This window comes from Streptomyces sp. MK37H (genome assembly GCF_018035285.1).
Taxonomy (GTDB): domain Bacteria; phylum Actinomycetota; class Actinomycetes; order Streptomycetales; family Streptomycetaceae; genus Streptomyces; species Streptomyces endocoffeicus.
In genome coordinates this window covers 1-2,981 of the sequence record NZ_JAAAYH010000698.1, presented here as the reverse complement: position 1 = coordinate 2,981, position 2,981 = coordinate 1, and the positions used below count along the sequence as shown (strand labels likewise).

Annotated in this window: 4 protein-coding genes; 1 reads left to right on the top strand and 3 read right to left on the bottom strand. The window is 72.6% G+C overall.

Annotated features, from left to right (window positions below):
- The first annotated feature begins 8 nt into the window (after positions 1-8).
- Entirely contained in the window at positions 9-1,250 is a 1,242-nt protein-coding gene (locus tag GWI24_RS42895) for an SGNH/GDSL hydrolase family protein (RefSeq protein WP_210951433.1), read from the top strand.
- 32 nt (positions 1,251-1,282) lie between these two features.
- On the opposite strand, the gene GWI24_RS42890 is transcribed toward GWI24_RS42895, so the two are convergent.
- The 3 genes from GWI24_RS42890 to GWI24_RS42880 form a co-directional block, all read right to left on the bottom strand.
- Positions 1,283-1,738 carry a GNAT family N-acetyltransferase gene (locus tag GWI24_RS42890; RefSeq protein ID WP_210951431.1) on the bottom strand — a complete coding sequence of 152 codons (456 nt, stop codon included), beginning with the start codon at positions 1,736-1,738 and terminating at the stop codon, positions 1,283-1,285.
- 82 nt (positions 1,739-1,820) lie between these two features.
- Complete coding sequence (locus GWI24_RS42885) at positions 1,821-2,300, bottom strand: MarR family winged helix-turn-helix transcriptional regulator (protein WP_210951430.1); 480 nt, start codon at positions 2,298-2,300, stop codon at positions 1,821-1,823.
- 67 nt (positions 2,301-2,367) lie between these two features.
- Positions 2,368-2,874 carry a DUF2269 domain-containing protein gene (locus GWI24_RS42880; protein ID WP_210951432.1) on the bottom strand — a complete coding sequence of 169 codons (507 nt, stop codon included), beginning with the start codon at positions 2,872-2,874 and terminating at the stop codon, positions 2,368-2,370.
- Between the last annotated feature and the right edge of the window lie 107 nt (positions 2,875-2,981).

Here is a 2,981-nt window from a genome sequence, read left to right as displayed (position 1 = left end):
CCACCGTCATGGCGGCCTCCATGGGTGCCTCCGGGACGGCCGCCGCCCGGCCCGGAGGCCCGTCAGCAGGCCGCGACCGGCCGGGGACCGTCTGGTCGGCCGGGTGGGCCGCCCCCGTCCAGCGCCCCAGCTCGGGTTTCGAGAAGAACTGGGCCGAGAGCGGCTTCGCCGAGCGCACCGCCCAGACCGTGCGTCAGGTCGTCCGGGTCACCAGCGGTGGCACGGCCGCCCGGATCAGGCTGTCGAACCGCTACGGCACCACCCCGCTGCGGATCGCGGGCGCGACCATCGCCCGTACCGCGCACGGCGCCTCCGTCCACGGCGCGAGCCTGCGCGCGCTGACCTTCGGACACCGGCGGTCGGTACGGATCCCGGCGGGCGGGGAGACGGTGAGCGACGCGGCCCCGCTGCGCGTGGCGGCCCGTCAGCCGGTCACGGTCACGCTGTACTTCGACCGCCCGACCGGCCCTGCCACCTTCCACGCCCAGGCGTACGCCCGCAGCTTCCGCGCGGACGGCGATCACCGCGCCGACCGCGCCGGGACGGCCTTCACCGAGACCACCCACTCCTGGTACTACCTCTCCGATGTCGAGGTCACCGGCGGCCCCCGGCACCCGGGCACGGTGGTGGCCTTCGGCGACTCGATCACCGACGGCTTCGGCTCGACCTACGACGCCGACCACCGCTGGCCGGATCTGCTGGCCGAGCGCCTCGCGGCCGCGGGCATCCCGCGCCCCGTCCTCAACTCCGGGATCGGCGGCAATCTGCTGCTGCACGACTCGGCCTGGTACGGCGAGCGGGCGGGCGCCCGCTTCCGGCGCGATGTCCTGGACAAGCCGGGCGTACGGTCGGTGATCCTGCTCGAGGGGCTCAATGACATCGGCTTCAGCGAAGTCGAGCTGCCCACCTACAAGCCCAATCCGCAGGTGCCCGCCGAGGAGGTGATCGCCGGTTACCGGGAGCTGATCGATCTCGCCCACGCCCGCGGGATCAAGGTCATCGGCGGGACGATCCTCCCGTTCAAGGGCGCCGAGTACCACACCCCGCGATCCGAGGCGAAGCGCACCGCGATCAACGAGTGGATCCGCACCTCGGGCGCTTTCGACGCGGTCGTCGACTTCGCGGAGGTCATGGCCGCCCCGTCCGATCCGCTGCGGCTGAACCCGGCGTACGACTCGGGCGACTTCAAGCACCCGAACGACGCGGGCTACCGGCGGATGGCCGAGGCCGTCGACCTCGCGGCGCTGTGAGGCCGCCGGCGGGGAAGTGAGACCAGGTCGGTTCAGGCCAGCGGCAGCTTGAAGCCGACGTGGCTGGCCTCGAAGCCGAGCCGCTCGTAGAAGCGGTGGGCGTCGATACGGGTCGCGTCCGAGGTGAGCTGCACCAGCACGCACCCCTCGCGGCGCGACTCCTCGACGGCCCATTCGATCAGCTGCGTGCCGAGCCCGCCGCCGCGCTCCTCGGAGTGGATCCGGACGCCTTCGATGATCGAGCGCGTGGCGCCGCGCCGCGACAGCCCGGGGATCACGGTCAGCTGGAGGGTGCCGACGGTGCGGCCCTCCCGGACCGCGACGACCAGCCGCTGCTGGGGATCGGAGTCCAGCCGATCGAAGGCGGCGCGGTACGGGGCCAGGTCGTCCGGGGACTCCCGGCGGGCGCCGAGCGGGTCGTCCGCCAGCATGGCCACGATCGCCGGGATGTCATCGGCGGTCGCGCGCCGTATCTCGAAGTCGCTCATGCGGTGGAGCCTACGTCGGGGCCCGCGAGCCCCGGACGGCGGCGACGGGCCCACGGCCACCGGGGATCAGCACGTGCCGGGATCAGCACGTGGTGCCGGTCAGCCCCTCCACAGCGGCGACGAGGGGCGCCAGTTCCGGCCGCCGGGCGGCGTCGGCGAGGGCCTCGCGCAGCGCGGTGTCATGCGTCGGCCGCGCCTCCTCCAGGAGCTTCAGCCCCTCGTCGCTGACGTCGGTGTAGATGCCGCGGCGGTCGCCGGGGCAGATGTAGCGGGCGAGCAGACCGCGGTCCTCCAGCCGGGTGACCAGCCGGGTCGTGGCGCTCTGGCTGAGTACGACGGAGTCGGCGAGCTGCTTCATCTGCAGATGTCCGCCGTCGCCGTCGTGCTGCCCGCTGAGTACGTTGAGCACGGAGAATTCGCGGACGCTCAGATCGTGCCTGGCCTGCAGCGCGCGCTCGATATGCGTCTCTATCCGGCCGTGCAGGGAGGACAGGGCGCACCAGCCCTGGGCCAGGGCCTGTCCTGCGGGCGGGGCGACAGCGCCGTGCGGTTCGTCCGGCATGGAACCCCTCCTTGGTGGGTGAGCGGATTCCAGGATAGTCCAGGGATGAAAAAGACCGCGTATGCAATTATCGGCGCTTTGTCGCCCGCAGCCGCCGTCCCCGGGCGGTCAGCCCCCAGGGCTTGATCACCGAGATCGCGGTGAGAAAGGTATAGACGCCCAGGCTGACCGACGGCGCCAGGATCAGATCCGTGGTCGCCCCGACCGCCCGCCCCGCCACCACATCGGCCATCGCGGAGTCGATCCGGGCGCGCAGGGCGAACGCCGTGGCGGCTGTGGTGATCAGCGTCAGCCAGAACTTCACATACACCCACCGGTGGCGCGCCAGTCCCCAGGGCGTCCCCAGCGACAGCACGATCCCGCTGATCAGCGACAGCAGGCTGATCGGAATCAGCAGCCAGTCGCCCAGCACATTCATGGACCGGTACGCCGCCCCGGCCTCTTCGGCCGAGCCGGCCATGGCCCCGGTGATCCCCAGGGCCAGCACCCCGAGGGTGAGCCCGAGCCATCCGACGGAGACGACGACATGAACGACGAGGAGGCCCCGGCGCACGGGGCGGGCGAGTTGCCGCATGCCCCCACCGTGGCGGCGCCGCCGCTCCCGGGGCGTCTGACGGCGGGAGTATCCGCGCGTACTCCCGGCGGCGCGGGCGGACCGGTGCGATGGCTCCGGGCCGGTGC

Bases quoted from the DNA above. Each gene is read 5' to 3' on its own strand.
- GWI24_RS42895 (WP_210951433.1), top strand. From the start codon at position 9: ATGGCGGCCTCCATGGGTGCCTCCGGGACGGCCGCCGCCCGGCCCGGA.
- GWI24_RS42890 (WP_210951431.1), bottom strand. From the start codon at position 1,738: ATGAGCGACTTCGAGATACGGCGCGCGACCGCCGATGACATCCCGGCG.
- GWI24_RS42885 (WP_210951430.1), bottom strand. From the start codon at position 2,300: ATGCCGGACGAACCGCACGGCGCTGTCGCCCCGCCCGCAGGACAGGCC.
- GWI24_RS42880 (WP_210951432.1), bottom strand. From the start codon at position 2,874: ATGCGGCAACTCGCCCGCCCCGTGCGCCGGGGCCTCCTCGTCGTTCAT.